Below are 19,914 nucleotides of genomic sequence, written 5' to 3'. Positions count from 1 at the left end.
CATGGATAGGTCATTCGGGGCATGTCTAGCGCGCCATCCCGTCATCGCGACGATGTACGGGCTTGAGCAGATCAATACCTTCGTGGGCAGCGTGGCCGAGATCGGCATCGTCGCCAACGTCGAGTTGCGCAAGCTGGCGCCCGTGATCGCGGCGCTCAACCGGGCGGGCAAGTTCGCGATCGTCAACATAGACAGCTGCGAAGGCCTGTCGCAAGACAAGGGCGGCGTGGAGTACCTGGCCGATATCGGCGTGGCCAGCCTGGTGTCCACCCGCGTGGCCACCATCCAGCGCGCCAACCGGGCGGGTATGGTCACGATGCAGAAGGTGTTCGTGACCGACCGCTCGACCTGGCCGCGCAGCGTCAAGGCGCTGGAGCAGAGCGACCCCAATCTGGTCCAGCTGATGCCGGCGCCGATGCTTACGCACATGGCGGAGCAGGACCTGAAGGCCCTGCCTCCCATTGTGGCGTCGGGGTTCGTCTGCAATCAGACGGACATCGGTATCGCGATGAAGCACGGCGCGGTGGGCGTATCAACCAGCGACCATGCCTTGTGGAGCCTGGACCCGCGGCAGCTCAAGGGCTGACGCCATCCCGCTGCGAGCCAATCCGCTCTTCAGTGCCAATGATCTGACCGTAAGGAACGGTCGGATCATTGTGCTGGATATATATCCAGCATTCTGATCAAATCAAGGGTTCCACCCGCCGCGAACCGCAAGGCCGGGCCGGTTTCACTTGCTAAGGCTGATCATGAAATTCGGATACACCATCATCTATGTGCCCGACGTCGCGGCATCGCTGACTTTCTTCGAACGCGCGTTCGGCTTTTCCCGCCGCTTTCTGCATGAATCTCAAACCTATGGCGAACTCGACACGGGCGAGACCACGCTGTCGTTCGCCGCGCATGCGCTGGGCGACATGAATTTCGACGGCGGGCATATCGAAGCCTCGTCGTCCCCCAAACCGCTGGGCATGGAAGTCGCTTTCGTGACGGACGATGTGGCCGCAGCGCATGCGCGAGCCGTCGCGGCGGGCGCCACGGAACTGAGCGCACCGGTGGCCAAGCCGTGGGGGCAGGTCGTGTCGTATCTGCGTTGCCCGGACGGCACGCTTGTGGAGTTGTGCACTCGTGTGCAGGGCTGATCCGCCTTCGCGGACTCAGCGCAGGTCGCTGCGCCGGTAAAGCGTCAGGCCCAGCGCCAGGGCAGCCAGCATGCCGGCGCAACCGCGGTTGACCCACGTCATTACCCGGGCGGAAAACGTCCGCATGGCGTGGCGTCCGCCGAAGGCGTAAAGGCTCATCATCACGCAGTCGATGGCGGCGCTGGTCACTGCCAGCACCAGGTATTGCTGGGCCACGGGCGCGGCAGGCTGGATGAACTGCGGCAGGAACGCCGAAAAGAACAGGACGCCCTTCGGATTGGACAACCCGACGAACAGCGCCCTGAAAAATGCTGAACGGCCGCTTGCGGGCGACGATTCGGCATTCGCCCGCAAGGCTTGCGCGGGAGCGCGCCAGATGGCCCATGCCAGATAAAGCAAATAGGCCGCGCCACCCCATTTCACGATCGAGAACAACTGCTCGGACGCCTGCAACAGCGCGCCCAGCCCGCAACCCACCGCGCCGATCAGGATCAGGTCCGATAACGCCGCGCCGGCGATGCCGCAGCGAGCGACCCGCATGCCGTGGCAAGCACCATTGTTCAAGGCCAGCAGCATCGACGGGCCAGGCGTGATCATCACCGCACTGACGGCAACGATATAGAGAAAGAGGGTGGGGGCGTCCATGTCCTGTTGGGGCGGTTCGAGGCGACATCAGGATAGCGCGAAAAACCCGGGCCTTTCAGCATCGGCCGTTTGCACGATCGCCGGATCCTGCCGGGGGCCTTACCGTCAGCAATGCCCTGGCGCTGGCGCCGGCCCGGACAAGAACTGTCAAGATTTTCAGTTCTTTAAAGTCGTGGTCGCCGCTGCGCGATACCTTGGGCTTTTCGCATTCGGAGAGTTGACATGTATTCGCTTCCCAAGCGTTGTGGCGCAGAGTTTTTCGGCACGTTCTGGCTGGTGCTGGGCGGGTGCGGCGCCGCGGTGCTGGCGGCCGGATTTCCCCAATTGGGCATCGGCTTCGCAGGCGTCGCGCTGGCATTCGGCCTGACGGTGCTGACGATGGCGTTCGCGGTGGGCCATATCTCTGGCGGCCACTTCAATCCGGCGGTTACCGTCGGCCTCTTTGCCGGCGGCCGGTTCCCCGCCAAGGACATCCTGCCCTATGTGATCGCGCAGGTCTTGGGGGCGATCGTGGCGGCGGCCGTGCTGGCCTGCATCGCCAGCGGCAAACTGGGCTTTGACCTCAAGGGCAGCCATTTCGCGGCAAACGGCTATGGCGCGTATTCGCCCGGCAAGTACTCGCTTGCGTCCGCGCTGGTGACGGAAGTAGTGATGACCGCGGGCTTCCTGTTCGTGATCCTTGGCGCTACGTCCAAGCGCGCGCCGGCCGGCTTTGCGGCCATCCCGATCGGGTTGGCGCTGACGCTGATCCACTTGATCAGCATCCCCGTCACGAATACGTCGGTGAATCCGGCACGTTCGACCGGGCCGGCGCTGTTCGTGGGCGGTTGGGCGATAGAGCAGTTGTGGCTGTTCTGGGTTGCGCCGATCGCCGGCTCCATCATCGGCGCCATCGCCTACCGCCTGGTCAGCAATCCGGCGGCAGAGCGGGGCTAGCCGAACAACACCTAAGTCACTTCGTTCAACTGCGCCAGCAGGGCGTCTGCCGGAAATCCTTGCGTGCGGTACCTGACGGGGTAACCGACTTCCTGCGTCAGCAGGGGTTCCAGCAGATGCGCCGCCTGCTCCCATGACACGACCCGGACTTCGCCGATCTCGTCTTCGGCATCCGGGCGGACCAGCGCCAGGCGATCGACCTTGGGCAGCGACGTGTCCACGCCACGCGTCCATGACGCCAGCGAGAACGAGGTGGCGGGGTCCTCCTCCTGGGTGAACAGGTTGTAGTTGGCGACGAAGATATCCATGCCCTGTTCTTCGTGGATGTGATCCAGCGCCTCTTTCTGGGCGTCGTATTCCGACTTGTCCAGCAAGCGGGCCAAGTGCGCCAGGCGATGCGCCAGCGCGGGGCTGCCTGGTTGGTAGCGCAAGGGTTCGCGGTCTTCATAGTGGTACATGTGCGCGCTGACCACCCGCCCATGCTGCAACGCCTGCAGACAGAATTCCACCATAGCGACCAGTCCGTCGTCGTCGTTGTCCCCCGTGACAAGCAGCACGTCGCGGGTGGGCATCATGAACACGGGGCGGCCGCGCACGGGTACGCGCTCCAGCATGTCGGGCAGCAGCGCGCGGCTGATGTCATAGCCGTCCGCCCAGCCGCCGCGGTAGACGCCCGGCGCCAATTCGGAAAAATGGTCGGGAGCGTCCCGCAGATTGTCGATGGCGATCGCCAGCGCCTCTTCGAACGTCAATCCCCATGCGGCCTCGGGGCCGTTGGTCAGAGTGGAGATGGCGTCAGGATGGTCCAGTGCCAGCAGAACGACGCAATCGTCGCCAAAAGGGCGGAAGGCGGGGTGAAAGGCCGAGTCGTTGCCCTCGGTGCGGACGTGGTGCAGGCGCACGTCCTCCAGCGCGCTGCGGCCGCGGATGACGGCCCTGAGCATCGGCCGGGCGACGGAGGCCTGTTGCGGCGTGCCTTGCGTGCTGCTGGACAAGGCGGACACGAAGCCCTGCAAGGCCCGCTTCTGTTCCGCCCCGCGGGTGTTGCAATACGCGTGGTAGGCGTTGTGCAGGTTGAAGTACGAGCCTTCGCCCAGCAGCAGGCGGAATTCATCCGGCTTGTAGGTCAGCGCGTTTGAGAAGCCTTCGCGCCGCGCCGCGGCGACGAACAGCTTGGCGAACTGGTCCGGCGAGGGCTTGCGCCGGAAGAGAGAATCGAAAAAACCCATGAGCCCACCTTTGTTTCAAGTGCCGGGCGGCGCGACGGCCGGTCCGCAACGGATCATTGTGGCCAGTGAACCTCATCGCGTCCAGCGATAAAGCCTGTCGCTCAGGACGCCGTAAGTCGGATGTCCCTACGCTTGCGGGCTGTTGCCTGCCCAAGAGCGCTGCTGATGACGACGTCCCCTTTACCCGCCGCCCATCCGGATGCGGCGCGCTACGACCGCACCACGATCGCGTTCCATTGGCTGACGGCCTTCCTGGTCGTCGGCCTGTTCGCACTGGCCGAGACCTGGAGCTTCCTGCCGCGCGGAACGCCAACGCGCCGCTTGCTGCAATCGCTGCACATCTCATTCGGCCTGGCGTTCGCGGCGGTCTTCGTGTTGCGCATCGTCTGGCGCCTCTGTCAGGGCAGGCGCTTGCCACCCGCCTCCAGGGGCTGGCTCCGGGTGGCTAGTACGGGTGTACACGGCCTGCTGTACCTGCTGATGGCCGCGCAGATCGTGCTGGGATTCCTGTTCCGTTGGGCCCAGGGCGAGCCGTTCGCCTTCTTCGGCCTGTTCAACGTGCCCACGCTGATCGCCATCGACCACGAGCAGCGCCGATTCATCGGCGGGCTGCACGATACGGTGGCCTGGACGATCATCATCCTGGCGTTGCTGCATGCGCTGGCGGCCCTGTTTCACCATTACGTCCTGCGCGACGGCGTGCTGCGCCGCATGCTTGCCAGCCGGTAAGACGCCGGGAAATACGGGCCGGAAGGTGAAAAGCGGGCGGGGCAGGTTGTACATTACGCACTGTCACCTGCCTTATCACTACAGGATTCCTTCATCATGACCGCCCCAGAAGTCGTTATTTCCCCGTCGATCCCCTGCGCCAACGATCGCCCCTTCGTGCTGTTTGGCGGCATCAATGTGCTGGAATCGCTGGATCTGGCGCTGCGCGCCTGCGAGGAATACCAGCGCGTGACCCGCAAGCTGGGCATTCCGTACGTGTTCAAGGCGTCGTTCGACAAGGCCAACCGTTCGTCTATCCACTCCTACCGCGGCCCGGGGCTGGAAGAGGGGATGAAGATCTTCGAAGAGGTCAAGAAGGAGTTCGGCGTGCCGGTCATCACCGATGTGCATGAACCCTGGCAGGCCGCCCCGGTGGCTGAAGTGGTCGATATCCTGCAATTGCCCGCTTTCCTGGCGCGCCAGACGGACCTGGTGGTGGCGCTGGCGAAAACGCAGCGCGTGGTGAACATCAAGAAGCCGCAGTTCCTGAGCCCGACCCAGATGCTGAACATCGTCGAGAAGTTCACCGAGGCCGGCAACGACAAGCTGATCCTGTGCGACCGCGGCACCAGCTTCGGTTACGACAACCTTGTGGTCGACATGCTGGGTTTCGGCGTGATGAAGAAAGTGACGGGCAACCGTCCGTTGATTTTCGACGTGACGCACGCCTTGCAACAGCGCTCGGCGCTGGATGCGGCTTCCGGCGGCCGCCGCGAGCAGGTCGCCGAGCTGGCGCGTGCCGGCATGGCGGTCGGTCTGGCCGGCCTGTTCCTGGAAGCCCACCCCGACCCCAAGAACGCCAAATGCGACGGCCCCAGCGCCTTGCCGCTGGACAAGCTGGAACCGTTCCTCACCCAGCTCAAGCAGCTGGACGACCTGGTGAAGTCCTTTGCCCCCATCGACATCGAACCGTGACGCGGGCTGTCATCCTGCCTACGTCAACTTGTTATACGATCCAGGCCACACTTTAGGGAGGCCTGGATGTCTTTGCATGTGATCGTCGCCGTTCGAAAAGAACCCGTCAGCGGGCATATCGCCTACGTGCGCTGGGGCCAGGCCGAGCGCGGCGTGCCCGGCTGGGTCACTGAACCCGTGACGGCGGCGGCATCGGAAGTGATCGACGTCATCAAGGACGGCGGGGATGTTGAAACGGCCTTCAGCGTAGAAGGCACCAGCGTGGCCTTGCGTGCAGTGCGGGTGCTGGTCGACGACGACGGACGCGAGCATCTGGCGTCCGTGCCGGTCCCCAGCTCCACGCTGCACACGCTGTTCGATCTGCCCGAGTTCTAGGTGGCGGCGCGGCGGCCTTCGGCAAAGCCGCGCAGCGCCTCGTCGGCCAGACGGTAGCGCACCCATTCATCCATCGGCAGCGCGCCGATGGACCGGTAGAAATCAATCGCCGGCTTGTTCCAGTCCAGCACGCTCCATTCCAGCCGGCCGCAGCCGTTGGCGACGGCTTCCTGCGCCAGATGGCGAAGCAGATCGCGTCCCGCTCCGATACCGCGGTGTTCGGGCGTGATGTACAAATCTTCCAGATAGATACCGTTCTTGCCCAGCCAGGTCGAATAGCTGTAGAAATAGACGGCGTAACCGATCGCCTTTCCGTCCACGAGGCACATCAGGGCCTTGGCGGGGGCCTGGGGGGCGAACAAGGTGCGGGCGACGTCGTCGGCGCTGGCAATCACCTCGTGCGCGGCGCGCTCGTAGACGGCCAGTTCGGTGATGAAAGCGTAGATTTGGGCCGCATCCGAAGGGGTGGCGGGGCGGATGGTGATATTCACGTTGACTTCCTCCAAATGGGACGGCCATGCTACCCGCTAATGCGCGGATTTGCAGGCAGGGTGGAAGGTGGGTCACCGGGAATCCCCCCACTTGCGCCGGTTGGCCTGCGGCGCGACGCTAGCGTAGGAATCCGCCCTCGCGTCCGGACGTGTACACAAAGGGGTTGCCCTCTATGGCTGAGTCTGGTTCTGCCGCTGGTCAAACGCCATCCGGCCTGCCGCACAAGCGGCGGCGACTTTCCTGGATCTGGCTCGTGCCCATCGTTGCGGCGGTGGGCGGATTGCTGCTGGTGTTGCAGGTCTGGCTGAGCGCGGGTCCCACGGCCGTCATCCATTTCCAGACCGCCGAAGGGCTGGAGGCCGGCAAAACCCAGGTTCGCTACAAGGAGGTCACCGTCGGCCTCGTCGAACGCGTCGCCCTGAATCAGGAGCGTTCCGGCGTGGACGTGACCATTCGCGTCGATAAGGACGCCAACGGCCTGCTGCAGGACGGCACCGTGTTCTGGGTGGTCAGGCCCCGCCTGACGCTAAGTGGCGTGTCCGGGCTGGGCACGTTGCTGTCGGGTTCGTATATCGGCCTGGATCCGGCGGGAAGCCGTGGCAAGGATGGCGCAAGTCCCAAGAGCCGGTATGAATTTACCGGGTTGGAAGTGCCGCCTGAGGTGGCGCAGGACCGCGCTGGCAAGCGCTTCACGCTGCAGGCCAAGGATCTGGGGTCGCTCGATATCGGGTCGCCCGTGTACTACCGCCGCATCGCCGTGGGCCAGGTGGTGGGATACCGCTTGTCCAAGGGCGGAGAGGGCGTGGACGTGCAGGTGTTCATCGACGCCCCCAACGATGCCTATGTCAATGAAGGCACGCGCTTCTGGAATGCCAGCGGCGTGGACTTCAGCGTGGACGCCCGCGGGTTGCAGATGCGGTCGCAATCCCTGTTGTCGGTGATCATCGGCGGCGTGGCGTTCGACACGCAGGAGCAGCGCAGCCACCAGGCGGCGGCCGCCGATGCGTCGTTTGTCATCTACCAGAACGAAGAAGCGGCCCGCGCCCAGCCCGACGGTATTCCGCTGCGCATCCGCATGCGATTCGACCAGTCCGTGCGCGGCCTGGTGGTTGGCGCGCCCATCGATGCGTATGGCGTGACCATCGGCAACGTGACGGCGATCAACCTGGATTTCGACAGGACCACTCAGCAGTTCTACGCGGTGGCGTCCGCCACGCTGTATCCCGAACGCCTGGGCGGGCAGACCTTCGGCAAGATCAGGGAATACGCCGGAAGCGACTTGCAGCACCCCAGCGGCAAACTGTTGGCGGCGATGATCGAACGCGGCACACGCGCGCAGTTGCGCATCGGCAACCTGCTGACCGGCCAGCTGTACGTGGCGATGGTCGAATTCCCGGACGCCAAGCCGGTCACGTTCAAGATGGAGGACGAGCCCTTCATTCCCACCGTGCCGAACAACCTGGATCAATTGCAGCAACAGGTCAACAGCATCCTCACGAAGCTTGACCGCGTGCCGTTCGACGCGATCGGGACCGAGCTGAGCGGGGCATTGCGCGCAGCCTCCAGCCTGGTCAGGCGAATGGACACGAAGCTGGCGCCCGAGGCGCAGGCCTTGCTGCGGCAGGCCAATCGGTCCCTGGCGGCCGTGGGCGGATTGCTGGCGCCGGATGCCGTGTTGCCGCAGAACGCGGACGTCGCGTTGCGCGAACTGGGCAGGGCTGCCAGATCGCTGCGGGAGCTATCGGATTATCTCCAGGCGCATCCCGATGCGTTGCTGCGAGGAAGGGCGGCGGATACGCCCGCCCGGAAGTAGTTTCTTCATTGCAGGGCTTGCCCTTACCGCCTCGCCGGCGACGGCCTGCGTGCGGCAGGCGGGCGGGCGCGGCACATGGCGCGGGTACGGCACTTGCTGCAAGCTCCATGCGACCGGCTGCTGGAAGAGGGCGCCGGCACGGTATCAGAGGGGGGACAATCGCATGGACCATAGTGAAATGATGGTGCGCATGATCTCGCAGCCCGTTGCGCCGGGCAAGGTCGACGGTTGGGACGGCATACTCTCGGCCTATGCAGATTGCCTGTTGCAGGTACAGGCCAAACTATCGGACGCCGACGTCACGCGCTTCCTTGAGGTCGGAGCCCTTGTCTTTCGTACTTGCTGTCAGGAAGAGGCGCGGCAACGCTGGACGGCCGAGGAGCTGGCCGCATTCCATCGCAAGCGCGAATTCGGCGTGTAGCCGCCCGTCAGTACAAGCACTGGCTGAGGGTAAATTTGCGGCCGAACGCGCGGACCTCGTCGCCGTCCACCGAGGCGGCCACATCCCAGTGGCTGCCGCGCGTCACCAGGAAGGACTGGCCAAGTAGCGCATGGCGTAGCGCAAACTGCCAGAAGGCCGATTCCGTGCCGACCGGTTCCAGTTCGTGCGGCCCGATCATCAGGCGGGAGGGACGTGGCGTGGCTCCCATCGACCATCGCAAGGCGATCGCCATGAAGGCGAAACGCGCAGAAAGCGAGGAAGGTTGAACGCAAAGCAGTCGGATCTTGTTGCTCATGGACGTCACCTTGTTCAGGTGTCGTCAGCGTAACAAAGACCCGTGTGACGTTCCATACCGCGTTTGGTGGATTTCAGGCCCGATGGTCCAAGATTCGTCGATACCGCGCGGGTTCAATGCTTGGCGGCGTTCGCTCTCGTGACCCGTGCAAGCAGCAGCCAGGCCAGCGCGGGCGCGACGGCAAAGGCGGCAAACAGCCAGCGCGCCGCGTGCTGCGCACCTTCGACACCGCCTGGGTCGGCCAATCCCGCGCTGTTGGTGACCACCCCCGCCAGCGCGGCCGTCACCGCCGATGCGTACAGTTGCACGGTGGTGATCGAGGACGACGTCAGCGTTTCCTCGCCCTTGGGCGCGGCGTTGAAGATCCGGGTCAGCAAATGCGGCCATGCCAGCCCGATGCCGAATCCCACGCCTGCCAGCGCGACGATATAGGCCGCCAGGCCTGCCACGGATGACAGCACCGCCGTCTGCGGCGTCATGATGGCCAGGCCGATCAGCGAAGCCAGGATCACGACGGGGCTCAGGCGTACCAGGCGATCGGCGGCGGCCCCCGTGCGCGTCGAACTCGGCATCGCGGCAAGTGTCCAGCCCGCCGCCATCGCGGCCGTCATGTAGCCCGCGGTCAGCGGCGACAGGCGATGGATGACCTGCAGGAAGTAGGGCACGAAGATCTCGGTCGTAATGGCGGCCACCACCAGGCACATCACGGCATACAGCGCACCCAGCGGTGCGCGTATCGAATACGCGCCTGTCGGCAGCAAGCGCTTCTTGGCGCGTGAATCCACTCGGGCGATCAGTGTGGCGATCGCCAGCCCACCAGCGATGCCCGCCAGGTTCCAGCCCAGATCCGTCGACAGGCTGGCCAGCGTGATGGCCAGCACGGACGCCACCAGCAGCGCAAGCGTGCCCAGGGGCAAGGACGAAGGCGGGGCAGGGGGCACCGAAGCCCGGCCGCCGACCTTGAACGTCACGATCAAAGCCAGTGCGGCGGCCACAGGCAGCAAGGCCCAGAACGCCAGCCGCCAATGGCCGGTCTGGGCGAAGATGCCGCCGATCGCCGGACCGCACAAAGTGGCCACGCCCCACATGCCCGACACCAGCGCCATGGCGCGCGACCAGAGGGGCGCATCGAACACCAGCCGGATCAGCGCATAGCTGAGCGCAAAGAGAATGCCACCGCCCAGCCCCTGGACGCTGCGGCCGGCCAGCAACACCGGCATGCTGGGCGCCAGAGCACAGACGACGGCGCCGGCGGTGAAGATGGCGACGGCTACCAGGTACGCCGCGCGCGGACCCAACGTTTCGATCAATTTGGCCGCTAGCGCCGATCCGATGATGGAGGTCACGACGAACAGTGTCGTGTTCCAGGCGTAGTACTCCAGCCCCCCGATGTCCTGGATGACGCTGGGCAGGATGGTGGTGACGATATAGACATTGATGGCGTGCAGCGCCACGCCGCCTGCCAGGGCGATGGAGCGCAGGGCGTTGGCGCCATGCAGCAGGTCGGCCCAGGAAGCGCTTGAATCAGGGGTGGTGCTGACGGCCACAACAGTCTCCAGGATTATTTAAACAAGTTTATCCTTTGATAATACGTGCATTGCAGCCGATGCACAATCGAAGGCCTGTCCTGCAGTGAGTGTCCTAGAGCCGCCGCAAGCCGCGCAGCAGCAGGTCCAACGCATGCAAGGCCTGCTCAAGGCGGAGAGCCCCCGCCGGCGCATCGGCAATCCAGAACGCGGCGTCGGCCAGGCTGCCATTGATCAGCCGCGCCAGCGCGTGCGGATCGGCGTCTTCGATGATGTGCGCCGCCATCAGGCCCTGCAGCAGCCCGGCCAACGACGCGACGCATTGTTGCTGGGCGGCCTCGGAAGCCGGGCCCAGCACCGCCCGCGCGTCCTGCAGCACGATGCGCCGGACGTCGGGTTCGGTCGCCATATGCAGGTACGCGCGGCAGCGTCCGCGCAAGGCGTCCCAGGGGGCGGCCGCCTGCGCCGACACCACATTGAGCCGTTCGTCCATTTCATCGTCGATTTGTTCGACCACGGCCGCCAGCAAGCCCTTTTTGTCACCGAAATGGTGATACAAAGCCCCTCGCGTCAGCCCAGCGGCTGCGGTCAGATCGTCCATCGACGTGGCGGCGTAGCCCGTGTGATGAAAGGCGTGCCGGGCGGTCGCCAGCAGTTTGGTCCGAGTGGCCTCGATCATCTCGGCGCGGGAACGCGACATGCAATTCTCCAGTGACATACGGCGCGTATGTTAATTGACATACGCAATGTATGTGAATACGATCTCGCCGTCTACCAGGTTCTAAAGGTTATCGGTGTCCAATCCGTATCGTGAGTTGTTCAAGGCGCCTGGCGCCACCGGTTTTGTGTTGGCCGGCGCGATCGCGCGCCTGCCCTTGCCGATGATCGGCATCGGCATCATCACGATGCTGTCGGAAGTGCGCGGGGCCTACGCGCTGGCGGGGGGCGTTGCCGCCACTTTTGCGTTGGCCACTGCCTTGCTGGCCCCGCGCATCTCGCGCCTGGTGGATCGGCATGGGCAAGGGCGAGTGCTGCCGGTGGCGGCCGGCATTTGCGTGCAGGCGCTGATCGGCCTGGCCGCATGCGTCCAATGGAACGCGCCGGATTGGACGCTGTTCGTCTTTGCCGTGTTGGCGGGCACCTTGCCCAGCATGCCCGCGATGATCCGCGCCCGATGGACGGAAATCTACCGCGACCAACCGCAGTTGCGCACGGCCTATGCGCTGGAATCCGTGGCGGATGAACTCAGCTTCATCGTGGGGCCGCCCATTTCAGTGGGGCTGAGCGTGGCCTTGTTTCCCCAGGCCGCACCGCTCGCCGCAGCCTTGCTGCTGGCGGTGGGTGTGACGGCGTTCGTCCTGCAGCGGGCGACCGCGCCCGCCGTCCAGGTCAGGCAAGCAGGGCGCGAGGCCTCGGTGCTGCGCATGCCCCCGATGCAGTCGCTGGTGGCGATGATGTCGGCCATGGGCGTGATTGTCGGCACGATCGACGTGCTCAGCGTCGCGTTCGCCCGGGCGCAAGGGGTGCCGGCGGGCGCCAGCCTGATCCTGTCCGCCTATGCTTTGGGTTCCTGCGTGGCGGGGCTGCTTTTCGGCGTGCTGAAATTCCAGATGCCGCTTGCGCGGATGCTGTCCATTGCGGCGGCGGTCACGGCCTTCACGACCTTGCCGTTGCTGCTGGTGAATGACCTCATCACGCTCTCGCTGGGCGTGCTGCTGGCCGGGCTGTCGTTTGCGCCCACCATGATCATCGCCATGGCGCTGGTTGAAAGCAGCGTGCCCGGACAGCGCCTGACGGAAGGGCTGACGTGGCTGGTGACGGGCCTGGGCGCGGGCGTGGCTGCCGGCGCGGCGATGGCGGGCTGGGTGGTCGACCACTACGGCGTCCGGGCGGGATTCTGGACGGCGGTCGTCGCCGGCGCCATCGTGCTGCTGGTGGCCTTGCCGGGGGCGCGGGCCGGCGCGGCAGGGCGCGTGGCTTCCTGAGGCGGGCGTCTCGATAGAATGGCGGTTCCGGCGCGCTGCGGGGCGCGCCGCCTACAGGAGCACATCATGTCCCGAACCGTCGTCAATCCCGACACCGTTTTCAACACCGTCCAGTATGGATTCAGCCAGGCCGTCATCGTGACGGGGCAGCGCCGGATGCTGCTATCCGGCCAGGTCGGCGTCGACATCAACGAACGAACCGTCGGGCCCGGCTTGCAAGAGCAGACCGAGGCCGCGCTGGACAATATCCAACGCGTGCTGGCGGCGGCGGGCGGCACCATGGCGCAGGTAATCATGCTGCGCATCTACATCTGCGAGACGGTCCGCGAAGACCAGGAAGTAATCGCGCAAGCCTTGCGCGACCGCTTTCCTGTGGACCCGCCGCCCTCGTCCTGGGTCATCGTCAGCGGGCTCTCCCTGCCCGAATGGCTGGTCGAGATCGAAGCCGAAGCGATGCTGGACTAGGCGCGCCTAGGTTTTTTCGCGCCAGGGCGTGGCGGTGAACGCCGCACGCAGATGCGCCAGGAATCCGGCGGTTCGCGCAGACAGGTCCTGGCGCGATTTCACCAGGGCCACCACATTGGCGTCAGGCAGGTTCCACCCGGCCAGCAATGGCACCAGCGATCGCGCCTTCACGTGTTCGGCCACATCCCATTCCGACCGTGCGACGATGCCGTGCCCGGCCAGCGCCCACTCAAGCGCGGCCGCGCCGGTATTGCTCGACAACACGGGCGCGATGCGCACGCCGACAGCCGGCCCGCGCCCGCGCTTGAAGCGCCACAGCGTCACGTCCTCGTCGTTTTCGCGCAAGGCGATGCAGTCGTGGTCGCGCAGGTCTTCCGGCTTGGCGGGCGCGCCATGGCGCGCCAGATAAACGGGCGACGCGCACAGGATGCGGCGGTTGGGTGCCAGCGGGTAGGCCACCAGCGTGGAATCGCGCAGCTCGCCGATATGCACCATCACGTCCCAGTTGTCGGTCGCCAGCCGCGGCGGGCCATCCGACAGCGTCAGGCTCGCGGTGATGTTGTCGCTGCTTTTGCGAAAACCGGCCACGAGTCCGGCCACGTAGCGCTGGCCGAAACCCAACGGCGCCACCACGCGCAAATGGCCTGCCACCACGCCGCGACGTCCCGCCAGTTCATCCGCCAGATCGCCCAATTCGCCGCAGATCTGTCCCGCCCGCAACGCCAGCAGCCGCCCTTCGTCGGTCAGTGCCGTGCCGCGCCCCGACCGGTTGACCAGCCTGACGCCCAGGCGCTTTTCCAGCGCGTGCAGCCGCTGCGTGACGGCAGGGGGCGTCACGTCCAGGGCGCGCGCCGCCTGCGCCAGGGAAGGGGTGGCCGCCAAGGTCATGAAAAACCGCAGGTCATCGGTGGTGATCATTCAGATTCGGCTTAATTAAAAATTAAGCTTGTATTAAACACGTGCGGAGCGCGCCGCGCCATACTTCATGCAACTGGATCCCGGGCTCGCCTGGCGTCCTCCCGATCTGAACTGCCGAGACCCGCCCCAATGACACCCGCCCATCTACCGACCCCCCTGGATACCCTGGACACGCCTTGCCTGCTGCTGGACGAAACCCGCATGACGCGCAATATCCAGCGCCTGAACGCGCTGATGGCCGGCCATGGGGTGCAATTGCGGCCGCATCTGAAAACGCCTAAATCGATCGACGTGGCCCGCCGCGTCATGGCCAGCCCCCAAGGCCCGGCCGCCGTGTCCACGCTGCAAGAGGCCGAACAGTTCGCCGCGGCTGGCGTCACCGATCTGTTGTATGCCGTCGGCGTGTCCCCCTCCAAACTGGACCGCGTGCTCGCCTTGCGCGGCAAGGGCGTGGACCTGACCGTGGTCGTCGACAGCATCGAAGCCGCCCAGGCGGTCGCCGATCGTGCCACGGCCGAGGGCCGCCCCGTGCCCACGCTGATCGAGATCGATTGCGACGGCCACCGCGCCGGCGTGCAGCCGGGTAATCACGAGCATCTGTTGTCCATTGCCCGCGTGCTGCATGCCGCAGGCTGCCTGCGCGGCGTCATGACGCATGCCGGCGAGTCCTACGGCTGCCGCAGCCTGGAGGCGATCGCCGACATGGCCGAACAAGAGCGTTGGGCTGCCGTCAGCTGCGCCGAAGCGATCCGCCAGGCAGGGCTGCCGTGCCCGGTCGTCAGCGTCGGCTCCACGCCCACCGCCCACTTCGCCCGCCACCTGGATGGCGTGACGGAAGTGCGCGCGGGCGTGTACGTGTTCTTCGACCTGGTGATGGCAGGGCTGGGCGTGTGCTCGGTCGACGACATCGCCGCCACCGTGCTGACGACCGTCATCGGCCATCAGGCCGACAAGGGCTGGATCCTTGTTGACGCCGGCTGGATGGCCATGTCGCGCGACCGCGGCACGGCCAAGCAGCCGGTGGATCAGTTGTATGGCCTGGTGTGCGACATCGACGGCAAGGTCTATCCCGACTTGCTGCTGGCCGAAACCAACCAGGAACAGGGCATCATCATGCTGCGCGCGGGAAGCAGCGCGCGCCTGCCCGATCTGCCCCTGGGGACGAAGCTGCGCATCGTGCCCAACCACGCATGCGCCACCTGCGCCCAGCACGAGGCCTATCAGGTGGTGCGCCCGGGCGAGCCGGGCGTGGTGGCCCGCTGGGAACGCTTCCGCGGCTGGTAAGTCCTGGCGCGCCCGACCCACATCAACAGGAGTCCACGATGGAATTGATCAATACCCCCGACGCCACGCCGCCCGCCGGGCATTACTCACAGGCGGTACGGGCGAATGGCTTTGTCTTCGTCTCGGGGCAACTGGGGTTTCGGGCGCCCGCGCAGGCAGGCGCCAAGCCGCAATTGGCGGACGGGGCTTCCGCCCAGACCGAAGAGGCCCTGCGCAGCGTGAAGGCGATTCTGGCAGCCGCCGGCGCCTCGCTGGCAACGGTCGCCAGCGTCACGGTGTATATCCCGGATATCGCGCTATGGGATGAGGTGAACCGGGTCTACGAACGGGTATTCGGTGACCACCGCCCCGCGCGGGCCATCGTGCCCACGCGTGAGCTGCACTACGGCGCGCTGGTCGAGATCAGCGTGGTGGCGGTCGCCGCCCAGGGCTGATCCCGCGCCTATAATGCGGGCGCCTTCATGCCTTCGGGGGAGAACGTTCGCATGCAGTACGAATATTTGTTCTGGTCCATGGCCGCGATGGTGGCGGCCGCGCTGGTCGGCGGCTCGCTCTGTGGCCGCCTGCGCTCGGTCAAACAGGTGCTGATCGGGGTGGTCGCGCTGGCCGCCGCGGTGTTCGTGGCGGTTTTCCTGCTGTCGCGCCATGGTGGCTTCAGCGACCTGTCGGCGATGCTGTCGATCGCCGCCTTCATGTTCAGCCTGGTGATCGGCACTGCCGCATCGCTGCTCACGCGGCGCATCCTGCAGCGCCGCTGAGCACCAGGCTACCGCCTTATTCTTCGGCGTCGAAGTCTTCGGCGTCTTCTTCGTCGTCCTCGTCCTGCTCCAGGGCATCGTAGCCCTTCCACGTGATGCGCCAGCGCGTCGCGGCGGCGCTGGCGGCCGTCTCGCTGACTTGCTTGACCAGGCCGGCGTCGGACAGCAGGTCCAGATGGTGCGCAATGGTCTGCAGGCCTTGCTCTTCGGGGTGCGGGGCCAGGGCGGCGTTCTTGATGTCGTGCGTGCTCAGGTTGGGGCCAGGCGCGTCGCGCAGGGCGCCCAGAATCGTGACGACCAGATCGAAATCGCGTTGCATGATGTTCACCGTGTAGAAAATGGGTAAGCCGACAATAGCAGAGTTCCGTGGCGCCGATGCGACAGGGCGCAAGGCCGGGTTACAGTCCAGGGTTCTCGACAACGAAACACACAGAACGCTATGAAGAAACCCGCTGAACGCGATTGCCTCGCGCTGATCCCCGGTTACTCGGGCCAGGCTGCCAAGCTCTTTCTTTCGCGCGGCGAAGACGACCGCATTGCCGGCGTGACGGTCTATGACCTGCTGGGTCACGTCAAGCAGCAGGGCGACGCCGAGGCCGTTGCCACCTGGATCGGCGAATGGCTGGCCGAAGAAGCGGGCAACCGCAAGGCGCGCCGCACCCAGCTGCTGGCCCAGATGTTCATCTGCAAGTTGGCCGGCGACGACAAGGACGCCTTCCTGGCCGCCCAGAAGCCGCTGATCCGCGTCCTGGCCGAAGCCGGGGTGCGCTGCCGTAGCGTCGCAGCCACGTCCGGCGCCGCCAGGCAGTCCCTGGGTCCGAATGTCAAGAAGCATTAGCATAAGGCTGTTATAGTCGCGCCTGGGCGTGAGATTGCACCTTCACGGTGCGTGCGCCCAAGCGGGCTTGGCCCGCTGATCAAGGAAGATTGAACATGGAAATAGTAAGTCGGCACCTTGCCGACGTGACGGGCGGCGTCGAGCTGCTCACGACGATCGATGGCGAGTCCATCAGCGTCTATGTCGTGGTGGGCGTAACCGATCTCAATGCGATCGCGGACATCGTTCCCATCGAAAAGGTCGAAGCTGGGGCGGATATACACGCTTCAAATGTCGACAATGTTGATAATGCGCAAGAACAAATCGACCAAGTCCTGGAAAATATGAATCCCGGCGACGTGGCGGTTTTCCTTTGCTCGGGTTCCGATGCTTTTGGCGCGGCGCTCGATTTGTTGGGTTTACCTATCGACGAGTAAGCCTGGCGGCAAACCAAAGTGCCTATCTGAACGACGTATGAGGGGTGTACGGGTTTAGACGGCATTTATATAAGCCTTGATTGTTTTTTTATGAATGTATGGGTGTTTACACCTATGCAGGGACAAGTTTTGCCTATGAAAACGTGCAAATTTTCAACGCAGTTTCTCTTTGTTGCATTATTGGCACGTATTTTTTAGGATTATGTTGACTTGTGAGGGGAACATAACGATAGTGTCGGCACACGATCACAAGCGTTGCGATTTTCGTTCAGTGCCGTGCCTTTTCCGGCTCAGCGTTATTGTTCTACTGTCCCCTCCTTGATTGATTCGTGACCTCCGGGCATTTGCCCATTATCTCTAGGAAATACAGTATGGAAACCGGCGTCGTTAAGTGGTTCAATTCGGAAAAAGGCTATGGCTTCATCACCCCGGAAGCGGGTGGTAAGGATCTGTTCGCTCACTTCTCCGAAATCCAGGGTTCTGGCTTCAAGTCTCTGGAAGAGAACCAGCGCGTCAGCTTTGTGACGGCCAATGGCCCCAAGGGCCCGCAAGCCACGAAGATTCAGGTCCTGTAAAGGTCTGAGTTTTCAAAAAAGCCCCTTCGGGGGCTTTTTTTGTTTTTGCGCGGTATCCTTCTGAAGTTCGGTCTGCAGGGGCGTTGCCCGCCATGCGGGCTCACCATGCCTCCAGGATCCCCGCCATGACCTCATCATCCCCGAAGCCCCTTGCCGTTCAGCCGCAAGACGTGGTCGCGTTCTGGATGGATGCAGGCCCGCAGCAGTGGTTCACGAAGAGCGACGCTTTCGATGCCGAGTTCCGCCAGCGGTTCGAAGCCGCGCATTGGGCCGCCGCGTCGCGTGATCTGGATGCCTGGCTGGAAGATGCCGACGGCGCGCTGGCGCTGATGATCCTGCTGGACCAATTCCCGCGCAATGCCTATCGCGGCACGGCGCACATGTTTGCCACCGATCCCCTGGCCCAGTATTTCGCTGAACGCGCGATCGCTTCCGGCCACGACCTGGCGGTGGATCCGCAGCTGCGCCAATTCTTCTATATGCCGTTCGAACACGCCGAAAGCCTCGTGACGCAAAACCGCAGCGTCGCGCTGATGGAGCCGCTGGATGCGGATTCCCTGCGCTGGGCCGTCCTGCATCGGGACATCATCAAGCGCTTCGGGCGCTTCCCGCACCGTAATGCGGCGCTGGGCCGCCAGACCACCCAGGCCGAGCAGCAATTCCTGGATGCCGGCGGCTTTTCTGGCTAGCGTGTTCAACGGGGCGGAGCCAAAGTCTCGGCACGGCCTCACCGGCACCCGGTATCGGCATGTATCTGTTCATGCCAAGGTGAAAATGTTCAATCGCACGACGCGTTTCAAGTGGCCGCGACCAGCGTCTTAGTCATGCGGACGTACGCATTGAATTGACGCGTCGACCATTCGCATATTTGACGTTTTTCGGGGTTCACCAATACACTGGGTTCAGCGAGATTCTCAAGCGACGCGGTCTGCGTTAACTTGTCGCCGTCAGTGGTGCTGCGGTTGCTTCCTCTCCCATCCTTGATGATCTGGCGCCCCGCGAGCAATCGCATTTTCTAGGTTCAAGGACACTCCATGGCAACCGGCATCGTTAAGTGGTTCAACGCCGAAAAGGGTTATGGCTTCATCATGCCCGACGACGGCAGCAAAGACCTTTTCGCCCATTACTCCGAAATCCGCAGCGAAGGCTATAAGTCGCTTCAGGAAAACCAGCGCGTCACCTTCGAGGTCGGCACCGGCCCCAAGGGTCCGAGCGCCAAGAACATCAAGGTCGCGGCCTGATGTTTTCCGGGTAGCGCCCCGGGGTGGATCCCGGTGTTCGGCCCATAAAAAAGCCCCCATGCGCAACGCATGGGGGCTTTTTTTTGCCCACTTAGTGCTTTTGCGTCGATGTCGTCGACAGCTTGTCCACCAGCGCGATCCCCAGCGCCGACAGGATGAACAGCGCGTGGATGATCGTCTGCCACATGACGCCGGCTTCGGTGAAGCGCGCGTTGGGCGTGCCGATCGTGCCGGCTTCAATGAAGGTGCGCAGCAGGTGGATCGACGAGATGCCGATGATGGCCATCGCCAGCTTCACCTTGAGGACGCTGGCGTTGACGTGGCTCAGCCATTCGGGCTGATCCGGATGGTTCTGCAGACGCAGGCGGGACACGAAGGTCTCGTAGCCGCCCACGATCACCATCACCAGCAGGTTCGAGATCATGACCACGTCGATCAGGCCCAGGACCAGCAGCATGATTTCCATTTCGCCAAAACTGCTGGCGTGCGTCACCAGGTGCCAAAGCTCTTTCAGGAAGAGCATGACGTACACGCCTTGCGCGACGATCAGGCCCAGGTACAGGGGCAATTGCAGCCAGCGGGAACTGAAGATCAGGCTGGGCAGCAGGCCTAGGCGGGGAGGGGGGGTGTTATGCATGTTGGGTGCGAGCCGTTTGTAATGGGGCGATGAAAAGTGCGGCGGCAATTCTATCAATGCCCGGACTTGCCGGGCATGAGTTTTTTGTGGCGCGTTCATGTTGGGGAAAGCCGCGCAATAGCACGCCTGTGCGCGGTTTGCTGGGCTTTTATGTAAGCGAAACTGCCATTTGCGAAACTCTGTGGCGAAACGCTTTGAGCGCTTTTGGCATGGATAGAA

Annotated in this window: 27 protein-coding genes; 18 read left to right on the top strand and 9 right to left on the bottom strand. The window is 64.2% G+C overall.

Annotation, left to right across the window (positions count from 1 at the left end):
* The first annotated feature begins 1 nt into the window (after nucleotide 1).
* Both AC27VE_RS10905 and AC27VE_RS10900 read left to right on the top strand, forming a co-directional pair.
* A complete protein-coding gene (locus AC27VE_RS10905) occupies nucleotides 2-586 on the top strand; it encodes a glycerol-3-phosphate responsive antiterminator (protein ID WP_006225339.1) in 585 nt (194 codons plus the stop codon).
* Nucleotides 587-749: 163 nt separating this feature from the next.
* The gene (locus AC27VE_RS10900) at nucleotides 750-1,142 is read left to right on the top strand and encodes a VOC family protein (RefSeq protein ID WP_488703839.1); all 393 of its coding nucleotides are present in this window, start codon (nucleotides 750-752) and stop codon (nucleotides 1,140-1,142) included.
* Nucleotides 1,143-1,157: 15 nt separating this feature from the next.
* Here AC27VE_RS10900 and AC27VE_RS10895 read toward each other — a convergent pair whose 3' ends face one another.
* A complete protein-coding gene (locus tag AC27VE_RS10895) occupies nucleotides 1,158-1,787 on the bottom strand; it encodes a LysE family translocator (protein WP_427956625.1) in 630 nt (209 codons plus the stop codon).
* Nucleotides 1,788-2,009: 222 nt separating this feature from the next.
* Between AC27VE_RS10895 and aqpZ the strand changes: the two genes are divergently transcribed.
* The gene (aqpZ, locus tag AC27VE_RS10890) at nucleotides 2,010-2,723 is read left to right on the top strand and encodes an aquaporin Z (protein ID WP_488703838.1); all 714 of its coding nucleotides are present in this window, start codon (nucleotides 2,010-2,012) and stop codon (nucleotides 2,721-2,723) included.
* An 11-nt stretch (nucleotides 2,724-2,734) separates the two neighbouring features.
* On the opposite strand, the gene AC27VE_RS10885 is transcribed toward aqpZ, so the two are convergent.
* Nucleotides 2,735-3,952 carry a DUF1444 domain-containing protein gene (locus tag AC27VE_RS10885; protein WP_488703837.1) on the bottom strand — a complete coding sequence of 406 codons (1,218 nt, stop codon included), beginning with the start codon at nucleotides 3,950-3,952 and terminating at the stop codon, nucleotides 2,735-2,737.
* A gap of 165 nt (nucleotides 3,953-4,117) precedes the next feature.
* Between AC27VE_RS10885 and AC27VE_RS10880 the strand changes: the two genes are divergently transcribed.
* The 3 genes from AC27VE_RS10880 to AC27VE_RS10870 all read left to right on the top strand — a co-directional run bounded on the left by AC27VE_RS10880 (nucleotide 4,118) and on the right by AC27VE_RS10870 (nucleotide 6,010).
* On the top strand, nucleotides 4,118-4,681 hold the full coding sequence (locus tag AC27VE_RS10880; protein ID WP_488703836.1) for a cytochrome b: 564 nt from the start codon (nucleotides 4,118-4,120) through the stop codon (nucleotides 4,679-4,681).
* A gap of 96 nt (nucleotides 4,682-4,777) precedes the next feature.
* On the top strand, nucleotides 4,778-5,635 hold the full coding sequence (gene kdsA / locus AC27VE_RS10875) for a 3-deoxy-8-phosphooctulonate synthase (protein WP_488703835.1): 858 nt from the start codon (nucleotides 4,778-4,780) through the stop codon (nucleotides 5,633-5,635).
* Nucleotides 5,636-5,701: 66 nt separating this feature from the next.
* Entirely contained in the window at nucleotides 5,702-6,010 is a 309-nt protein-coding gene (locus AC27VE_RS10870; protein WP_006225331.1) for a hypothetical protein, read from the top strand.
* Here AC27VE_RS10870 and AC27VE_RS10865 read toward each other — a convergent pair.
* The gene (locus AC27VE_RS10865; RefSeq protein WP_488703834.1) at nucleotides 6,007-6,501 is read right to left on the bottom strand and encodes a GNAT family N-acetyltransferase; all 495 of its coding nucleotides are present in this window, start codon (nucleotides 6,499-6,501) and stop codon (nucleotides 6,007-6,009) included. The genes AC27VE_RS10870 and AC27VE_RS10865 overlap by 4 nt on opposite strands.
* A 173-nt stretch (nucleotides 6,502-6,674) precedes the next feature.
* On the opposite strand from AC27VE_RS10865, the gene AC27VE_RS10860 reads away from it, so the two are divergent.
* Both AC27VE_RS10860 and AC27VE_RS10855 read left to right on the top strand, forming a co-directional pair.
* Nucleotides 6,675-8,315, top strand: a complete 1,641-nt coding sequence (locus AC27VE_RS10860) for a PqiB family protein (RefSeq protein WP_488703833.1) — start codon at nucleotides 6,675-6,677, stop codon at nucleotides 8,313-8,315.
* A gap of 163 nt (nucleotides 8,316-8,478) precedes the next feature.
* Complete coding sequence (locus AC27VE_RS10855) at nucleotides 8,479-8,736, top strand: hypothetical protein (protein ID WP_035213355.1); 258 nt, start codon at nucleotides 8,479-8,481, stop codon at nucleotides 8,734-8,736.
* Nucleotides 8,737-8,743: 7 nt separating this feature from the next.
* On the opposite strand, the gene AC27VE_RS10850 is transcribed toward AC27VE_RS10855, so the two are convergent.
* From AC27VE_RS10850 to AC27VE_RS10840, 3 genes are all read right to left on the bottom strand, one after another.
* On the bottom strand, nucleotides 8,744-9,052 hold the full coding sequence (locus tag AC27VE_RS10850) for a hypothetical protein (protein ID WP_088590059.1): 309 nt from the start codon (nucleotides 9,050-9,052) through the stop codon (nucleotides 8,744-8,746).
* A 113-nt stretch (nucleotides 9,053-9,165) separates the two neighbouring features.
* Entirely contained in the window at nucleotides 9,166-10,599 is a 1,434-nt protein-coding gene (locus AC27VE_RS10845) for an MFS transporter (RefSeq protein WP_488703832.1), read from the bottom strand.
* A 94-nt stretch (nucleotides 10,600-10,693) separates the two neighbouring features.
* Nucleotides 10,694-11,278: a TetR/AcrR family transcriptional regulator gene (locus AC27VE_RS10840; RefSeq protein ID WP_488703831.1), complete on the bottom strand. Its 585-nt coding sequence runs from the start codon at nucleotides 11,276-11,278 to the stop codon at nucleotides 10,694-10,696.
* A 94-nt stretch (nucleotides 11,279-11,372) separates the two neighbouring features.
* Here AC27VE_RS10840 and AC27VE_RS10835 point away from each other — a divergent pair, with 94 nt between their 5' ends.
* Together AC27VE_RS10835 and AC27VE_RS10830 are read left to right on the top strand one after the other, a co-directional pair.
* Complete coding sequence (locus AC27VE_RS10835) at nucleotides 11,373-12,563, top strand: MFS transporter (RefSeq protein ID WP_488703830.1); 1,191 nt, start codon at nucleotides 11,373-11,375, stop codon at nucleotides 12,561-12,563.
* Nucleotides 12,564-12,629: 66 nt separating this feature from the next.
* Entirely contained in the window at nucleotides 12,630-13,028 is a 399-nt protein-coding gene (locus AC27VE_RS10830) for a RidA family protein (protein WP_006225323.1), read from the top strand.
* A 6-nt stretch (nucleotides 13,029-13,034) separates the two neighbouring features.
* Here AC27VE_RS10830 and AC27VE_RS10825 read toward each other — a convergent pair whose 3' ends face one another.
* Entirely contained in the window at nucleotides 13,035-13,946 is a 912-nt protein-coding gene (locus AC27VE_RS10825; RefSeq protein WP_488703829.1) for a LysR family transcriptional regulator, read from the bottom strand.
* A 129-nt stretch (nucleotides 13,947-14,075) separates the two neighbouring features.
* Here AC27VE_RS10825 and AC27VE_RS10820 point away from each other — a divergent pair, with 129 nt between their 5' ends.
* The 3 genes from AC27VE_RS10820 to AC27VE_RS10810 are packed head-to-tail and all read left to right on the top strand — an operon-like array spanning nucleotide 14,076 to nucleotide 15,988.
* On the top strand, nucleotides 14,076-15,230 hold the full coding sequence (locus tag AC27VE_RS10820) for a DSD1 family PLP-dependent enzyme (RefSeq protein WP_488703828.1): 1,155 nt from the start codon (nucleotides 14,076-14,078) through the stop codon (nucleotides 15,228-15,230).
* A 38-nt stretch (nucleotides 15,231-15,268) separates the two neighbouring features.
* Entirely contained in the window at nucleotides 15,269-15,664 is a 396-nt protein-coding gene (locus tag AC27VE_RS10815; RefSeq protein WP_488703827.1) for a RidA family protein, read from the top strand.
* Between the two features lie 51 nt (nucleotides 15,665-15,715).
* Entirely contained in the window at nucleotides 15,716-15,988 is a 273-nt protein-coding gene (locus AC27VE_RS10810; RefSeq protein ID WP_006225319.1) for a hypothetical protein, read from the top strand.
* A 16-nt stretch (nucleotides 15,989-16,004) separates the two neighbouring features.
* Here the strand turns inward: AC27VE_RS10810 and AC27VE_RS10805 are convergent, their stop codons facing one another.
* On the bottom strand, nucleotides 16,005-16,307 hold the full coding sequence (locus tag AC27VE_RS10805; RefSeq protein WP_006225318.1) for a DUF2513 domain-containing protein: 303 nt from the start codon (nucleotides 16,305-16,307) through the stop codon (nucleotides 16,005-16,007).
* 120 nt (nucleotides 16,308-16,427) lie between these two features.
* Between AC27VE_RS10805 and AC27VE_RS10800 the strand changes: the two genes are divergently transcribed.
* The 5 genes from AC27VE_RS10800 to AC27VE_RS10780 all read left to right on the top strand — a co-directional run bounded on the left by AC27VE_RS10800 (nucleotide 16,428) and on the right by AC27VE_RS10780 (nucleotide 19,058).
* The gene (locus AC27VE_RS10800) at nucleotides 16,428-16,826 is read left to right on the top strand and encodes a hypothetical protein (protein ID WP_006225316.1); all 399 of its coding nucleotides are present in this window, start codon (nucleotides 16,428-16,430) and stop codon (nucleotides 16,824-16,826) included.
* 95 nt (nucleotides 16,827-16,921) lie between these two features.
* Nucleotides 16,922-17,242: a hypothetical protein gene (locus AC27VE_RS10795; protein WP_006225315.1), complete on the top strand. Its 321-nt coding sequence runs from the start codon at nucleotides 16,922-16,924 to the stop codon at nucleotides 17,240-17,242.
* Between the two features lie 371 nt (nucleotides 17,243-17,613).
* Nucleotides 17,614-17,817 (top strand): cold-shock protein, encoded by a 204-nt coding sequence (locus tag AC27VE_RS10790; protein ID WP_006220190.1) that lies wholly within the window; start codon nucleotides 17,614-17,616, stop codon nucleotides 17,815-17,817.
* 125 nt (nucleotides 17,818-17,942) lie between these two features.
* Complete coding sequence (locus AC27VE_RS10785; RefSeq protein ID WP_488703826.1) at nucleotides 17,943-18,506, top strand: DUF924 family protein; 564 nt, start codon at nucleotides 17,943-17,945, stop codon at nucleotides 18,504-18,506.
* A gap of 345 nt (nucleotides 18,507-18,851) precedes the next feature.
* On the top strand, nucleotides 18,852-19,058 hold the full coding sequence (locus tag AC27VE_RS10780; RefSeq protein ID WP_006225311.1) for a cold-shock protein: 207 nt from the start codon (nucleotides 18,852-18,854) through the stop codon (nucleotides 19,056-19,058).
* 91 nt (nucleotides 19,059-19,149) lie between these two features.
* Here the strand turns inward: AC27VE_RS10780 and AC27VE_RS10775 are convergent, their stop codons facing one another.
* A complete protein-coding gene (locus AC27VE_RS10775; RefSeq protein WP_006225310.1) occupies nucleotides 19,150-19,695 on the bottom strand; it encodes a TIGR00645 family protein in 546 nt (181 codons plus the stop codon).
* Nucleotides 19,696-19,914: the final 219 nt, after the last annotated feature.

Source organism: Achromobacter sp. 18P8.1.1, assembly GCF_057799415.1.
The sequence above is the reverse complement of the archived record's forward strand: the minus strand, read 5'-3'. Positions and strand labels throughout refer to the sequence as shown.

What these genes read in the sequence shown, in the direction of transcription:
- AC27VE_RS10775 (WP_006225310.1), bottom strand. Translation starts at nt 19,695, where the DNA reads ATGCATAACACCCCCCCTCCCCGCCTAGGCCTGCTGCCCAGCCTGATC.
- AC27VE_RS10780 (WP_006225311.1), top strand. Translation starts at nt 18,852, where the DNA reads ATGGCAACCGGCATCGTTAAGTGGTTCAACGCCGAAAAGGGTTATGGC.
- AC27VE_RS10860 (WP_488703833.1), top strand. Translation starts at nt 6,675, where the DNA reads ATGGCTGAGTCTGGTTCTGCCGCTGGTCAAACGCCATCCGGCCTGCCG.
- kdsA (WP_488703835.1), top strand. Translation starts at nt 4,778, where the DNA reads ATGACCGCCCCAGAAGTCGTTATTTCCCCGTCGATCCCCTGCGCCAAC.
- AC27VE_RS10785 (WP_488703826.1), top strand. Translation starts at nt 17,943, where the DNA reads ATGACCTCATCATCCCCGAAGCCCCTTGCCGTTCAGCCGCAAGACGTG.
- AC27VE_RS10900 (WP_488703839.1), top strand. Translation starts at nt 750, where the DNA reads ATGAAATTCGGATACACCATCATCTATGTGCCCGACGTCGCGGCATCG.
- AC27VE_RS10895 (WP_427956625.1), bottom strand. Translation starts at nt 1,787, where the DNA reads ATGGACGCCCCCACCCTCTTTCTCTATATCGTTGCCGTCAGTGCGGTG.
- AC27VE_RS10800 (WP_006225316.1), top strand. Translation starts at nt 16,428, where the DNA reads ATGAAGAAACCCGCTGAACGCGATTGCCTCGCGCTGATCCCCGGTTAC.
- AC27VE_RS10795 (WP_006225315.1), top strand. Translation starts at nt 16,922, where the DNA reads ATGGAAATAGTAAGTCGGCACCTTGCCGACGTGACGGGCGGCGTCGAG.
- AC27VE_RS10850 (WP_088590059.1), bottom strand. Translation starts at nt 9,052, where the DNA reads ATGAGCAACAAGATCCGACTGCTTTGCGTTCAACCTTCCTCGCTTTCT.
- aqpZ (WP_488703838.1), top strand. Translation starts at nt 2,010, where the DNA reads ATGTATTCGCTTCCCAAGCGTTGTGGCGCAGAGTTTTTCGGCACGTTC.
- AC27VE_RS10905 (WP_006225339.1), top strand. Translation starts at nt 2, where the DNA reads ATGGATAGGTCATTCGGGGCATGTCTAGCGCGCCATCCCGTCATCGCG.
- AC27VE_RS10830 (WP_006225323.1), top strand. Translation starts at nt 12,630, where the DNA reads ATGTCCCGAACCGTCGTCAATCCCGACACCGTTTTCAACACCGTCCAG.
- AC27VE_RS10790 (WP_006220190.1), top strand. Translation starts at nt 17,614, where the DNA reads ATGGAAACCGGCGTCGTTAAGTGGTTCAATTCGGAAAAAGGCTATGGC.
- AC27VE_RS10840 (WP_488703831.1), bottom strand. Translation starts at nt 11,278, where the DNA reads ATGTCGCGTTCCCGCGCCGAGATGATCGAGGCCACTCGGACCAAACTG.
- AC27VE_RS10855 (WP_035213355.1), top strand. Translation starts at nt 8,479, where the DNA reads ATGGACCATAGTGAAATGATGGTGCGCATGATCTCGCAGCCCGTTGCG.
- AC27VE_RS10820 (WP_488703828.1), top strand. Translation starts at nt 14,076, where the DNA reads ATGACACCCGCCCATCTACCGACCCCCCTGGATACCCTGGACACGCCT.
- AC27VE_RS10825 (WP_488703829.1), bottom strand. Translation starts at nt 13,946, where the DNA reads ATGATCACCACCGATGACCTGCGGTTTTTCATGACCTTGGCGGCCACC.
- AC27VE_RS10885 (WP_488703837.1), bottom strand. Translation starts at nt 3,952, where the DNA reads ATGGGTTTTTTCGATTCTCTCTTCCGGCGCAAGCCCTCGCCGGACCAG.
- AC27VE_RS10810 (WP_006225319.1), top strand. Translation starts at nt 15,716, where the DNA reads ATGCAGTACGAATATTTGTTCTGGTCCATGGCCGCGATGGTGGCGGCC.
- AC27VE_RS10805 (WP_006225318.1), bottom strand. Translation starts at nt 16,307, where the DNA reads ATGCAACGCGATTTCGATCTGGTCGTCACGATTCTGGGCGCCCTGCGC.
- AC27VE_RS10870 (WP_006225331.1), top strand. Translation starts at nt 5,702, where the DNA reads ATGTCTTTGCATGTGATCGTCGCCGTTCGAAAAGAACCCGTCAGCGGG.
- AC27VE_RS10880 (WP_488703836.1), top strand. Translation starts at nt 4,118, where the DNA reads ATGACGACGTCCCCTTTACCCGCCGCCCATCCGGATGCGGCGCGCTAC.
- AC27VE_RS10815 (WP_488703827.1), top strand. Translation starts at nt 15,269, where the DNA reads ATGGAATTGATCAATACCCCCGACGCCACGCCGCCCGCCGGGCATTAC.